This is a genomic window from Proteus sp. MB838, from assembly GCF_054767435.1.
In genome coordinates this window covers 1-4,084 of the sequence record NZ_BAABMO010000081.1, presented here as the reverse complement: position 1 = coordinate 4,084, position 4,084 = coordinate 1, and the positions used below count along the sequence as shown (strand labels likewise).

4 protein-coding genes and 1 pseudogene are annotated in these 4,084 nt (G+C 41.2%); all 5 read right to left on the bottom strand.

What is annotated here, in order from left to right; all coding sequences use genetic code 11:
• On the bottom strand, nucleotides 1-549 hold a 549-nt coding region (locus ACYUCW_RS17840; protein WP_460409163.1), incomplete at its 3' end, for a GTP-binding protein.
• An 11-nt stretch (nucleotides 550-560) separates the two neighbouring features.
• Nucleotides 561-1,469: a sulfate adenylyltransferase subunit CysD gene (gene cysD, locus ACYUCW_RS17835; RefSeq protein ID WP_004244356.1), complete on the bottom strand. Its 909-nt coding sequence runs from the start codon at nucleotides 1,467-1,469 to the stop codon at nucleotides 561-563.
• A gap of 11 nt (nucleotides 1,470-1,480) precedes the next feature.
• Nucleotides 1,481-2,902, bottom strand: a complete 1,422-nt coding sequence (gene cysG, locus ACYUCW_RS17830) for a siroheme synthase CysG (protein WP_113977008.1) — start codon at nucleotides 2,900-2,902, stop codon at nucleotides 1,481-1,483.
• 220 nt (nucleotides 2,903-3,122) lie between these two features.
• Nucleotides 3,123-3,854 (bottom strand): phosphoadenylyl-sulfate reductase, encoded by a 732-nt coding sequence (locus ACYUCW_RS17825; protein ID WP_012368298.1) that lies wholly within the window; start codon nucleotides 3,852-3,854, stop codon nucleotides 3,123-3,125.
• Nucleotides 3,851-4,084, bottom strand: a pseudogene (locus ACYUCW_RS17820) (sulfite reductase subunit beta); the annotation flags it as partial. The gene ACYUCW_RS17825 and the pseudogene ACYUCW_RS17820, both read right to left, overlap by 4 nt.

Genomic DNA, 4,084 nt, shown 5'->3' with positions numbered 1-4,084 from the left:
TTGATAATCAAGTAGATCCATTTTATTAATCGCGACCACTAAGTGACGGATCCCAAGGAGTGTGCTAATAAAACTATGGCGGCGAGTTTGCTCTTGTACCCCTTTTCGAGCATCGATCAGCAGAATAGAAAGCGTACTCGTTGATGCTCCTGTCGCCATATTGCGGGTATATTGTGCATGTCCCGGCGTATCGGCAATAATAAATTTTCGTTTGGCTGTTGAAAAATAGCGATAAGCTACATCAATAGTGATCCCTTGCTCTCGTTCAGCCGCTAAACCGTCCACCAGCAAAGCGAGATCTAATTTTTCACCTTGAGTACCAATCTTTTTACTTTCGTTTTGTAAGGTGGAGAGCTGATCTTCGTAGATCTGCCGCGTATCATGAAGTAAGCGACCAATTAAGGTGCTTTTTCCGTCATCAACATTGCCACAGGTTAAAAAACGTAATAACCCTTTGTTCTGTTGTGTTTTTAAATAATTTTCTACACCACCTGATTGTGCTATTTCACCGGCGATCAGTTGGTTGGTTTTGATGGCTGCAAGTCCCATAGTGACTCCTATTAAAAATAACCCTGACGTTTTTTAAGTTCCATTGAAGCAGACTGATCACTGTCAATTAAACGCCCTTGTCGCTCGCTACTGGTGGAAATTAACATCTCTTCAATAATGGCGGGTAATGTGTCTGCTTGTGAAGGAATAGCACCCGTTAATGGCCAGCAGCCTAATGTTCTAAAACGTACTTTTTGTTGTGTGATCACCTCTCCAGCTTTTAGGTCGATTCGATCATCGTCAACCATAATCAAGGTACCATCCCGCTCAATAACTGGACGGTGTTTAGCGAAATAGAGCGGCACAATATCGATATTTTCTAAATAGATATATTGCCAAATATCTAGCTCCGTCCAATTTGATAATGGAAAAACGCGAATACTTTCCCCTTTATTAATTTGGCCGTTGTAGTTTTGCCATAATTCTGGACGTTGATTTTTCGGATCCCAACGATGAGATCTATCCCTAAATGAGTAAATACGCTCTTTAGCACGCGATTTTTCTTCATCACGACGCGCCCCACCAAATGCGGCATCAAAACCATATTTATCCAGAGCTTGCTTAAGACCTTCTGTTTTCATGATATCTGTATGCTTGGCGCTACCATGAATAAAGGGATTGATCCCCAATTGTGCCCCTTGGGGATTACGATAAACTTTGAGATCAAAACCATACTCTTTGGCCGTTTTATCGCGAAACTCATACATCTCACGAAATTTCCAACCCGTATCAACATGTAAAAGAGGAAAAGGTAATTTCGCCGGATAAAAAGCCTTACGTGCTAGATGCAACATCACCGAAGAATCTTTGCCTATTGAGTAAAGCATGACGGGATTTTCAAATTCAGCGACAACTTCACGCAGTATATAAATGCTTTCTGCTTCTAATTGCTGAAGATGAGTTAATTGTGTTTCATTCATAACAACCTCGTTTAGGCAAAATGAACCAAAGATGAGTGGATGGCAGAGGTATGTTGAGTTTGTCTATCACCAAACCACGCAAGTTGGTGATGTAATGCAGCAACTTCTCCAACGATTAATAATGCCGGGGTGGGAGCTTGCTTAGCTAATTGCGCTAATTGTGTTAAATTTCCCGTTAAGATCTGTTGATCATGGCGTGTACCGCAACTAATGACGGCAATAGGGGTGAGTGGTGAACGACCTTGCTCTATTAAACGCTGGCTAATAAGTTCTGCTTTCGTCGTTCCCATATAAATTGCTAACGTATGATTAGCTTGCGCTAAAGCTTGCCAATCTGGCTCTATCCCCCCTGATTGGCAATGCCCAGTCATAAAAGTGACACTTTGCGCATATTTACGATGAGTTAATGGAATACCCGCATAAGCACTGGCCCCACTAGCTGCGGTAACACCGGGAACAACTTGAAAAGGAATGCCATGTTGTACCGCAATTTCAAGCTCTTCTCCTCCGCGTCCAAAAATAAAAGGATCGCCCCCTTTTAGTCTGACAACTCGTTTACCAAGCTGAGTATATTTCACGATCAATTGATTGATTTCTTCTTGCAACGTACTGTGTTGCCCCGCTCTTTTACCCACACAAATTCTATCAGCATCACGACGTACCAGTTCTAAGATGTCTGCACTGACTAAACTGTCATAAAGTACCACCTCGGCCTGCTGGATAACTTGCAAACCTCGTAAGGTTAATAATCCAGCATCACCCGGCCCAGCCCCCACTAAAGCAAGCTCACCTTGTGGGCTATCTGGATGAGACAGTTGTTGTTCAAGCTGTGCTTGCGCTTGTATTAATTGACCACTTGCCACTAATGAGGCAAATTTGCCACTAAACGCTTGCTCCCAAAAGCGGCAACGTGCTTGAAAACCAGTCAGTTTTTGTTTCACTTTATTGCGCCATTTCCCCGCAATAGTCGCCATAGTCCCTAATGAGGTAGGTAATAATGCCTCTAGCTTTTCCCGTATCATACGAACTAAAACAGGGGCTTTGCCCGCTGATGAAATGGCAATTAATATCGGATTTCTATCGATAATGGCAGGAAAGATAAAAGAGCATTGGGGTTGAGAGTCGACGACATTGACAAAAATGTGGCGTGCTTGCGCATCTAGATACACTTGTTGATTTAATACCTTATCGTCTGTTGCCACGATCACCAACATCATGCCAAGTAAATACTCTGACTGATATTGCCCTGCAATCCACTCAATTTGATTTTGCTGATAAGCAAGATGCAATTCATCACATAACTGTGGCGCGATAACACGTAACCGAGCGCCCGCTTTTAATAACAGTACGGCTTTACGCGCAGCGACATGCCCACCGCCAACCAGTAATACTGGGCGCTGTTTTAATTCCACAAATAAGGGTAGGTAATCCATACACGTATCTCACGTTTTTATTGTTTACTTATATGAATAACGACTATAAAAGGTGCATTCGGGGTTATGAAATGACAAAAAGCTATGTGATGGAACAGAAAGGAATAAGCAAAAATATAATAATTTCAAATGGTTATTATTTTACTCACGGCAAAGAGGGCAACAGATGACTCTATTGCCCACTCAAAATAAATAGCGATATTAATAATGAATAATAATATTATTCGTGTAATCCACACTCACGTTTTAAGCCAAAGAATCGCGTCTCTTCTTCACTCATTCCCTCTTGCCATTTGCGTGTCGTATGCGTATCACCCACAGACAGATAACCTTGTTCCCATAATGGATGGTAAGGTAAATTATGCTGTTTAAGATATTGATAAATTTGTTTATTATCCCAATCGACTATCGGTAGTAACTTAAAAATACCTTTCGCTATGGATAAAACAGGTAAATGCTCTCGACTTTTTGATTGCTGGCGTCGTAGCCCTGCAAACCATGTCTTCGCCTGTAACTCCTTTAATGCCTTTTCCATTGGCGCAACTTTATTTATTTGGTTATAACGTTCGATACCTTCAATCCCTTGCAACCAAAGTTTGCCGTAGCGTGCTTCTTGCCAAGATGAAGATATTTCAGCGCGATATACTTTTAAATTAAGTTGTAGTGAAGAGGTTAATTCATCAATAAATTGATATGTTTCGGGAAAGAGATAACCTGTGTCTGTCAAAATTACAGGTATATCGGGATATTGTCTGGTAAGCAAATGCAAACAAACTGCAGCTTGAATACCAAAGCTTGAGCTTAAAACAAACTGGTTAGGAAGATGTTCTAAAGCCCAAATCACCCGCTCTATCGCCGTTTTTTGCTCTAATTGTTGGTTGATTTCATCAAGCGCCAGTCGCTGCTCTTCAATCGATAGCAACACCAACTGAGAAAGTGATAATCGACTCATATCACCTCCTGCACTTCATAAAAATCAATGGCTGAATTAACAACGGGTTTGATAACATCAGTGCGAATAAGAAAATCACCAAAACCTTCATTTAATTCACGTGAAATAGCCCACTGACCAATTAAAGTATCAAGAATTTCAATGATTTCTTGTGATGAAATATTTTCACGATACATTCTAGGAATGCGAGTACCCATGCGGTTTCCTCCTAGATGTAAGTTATAGCGATC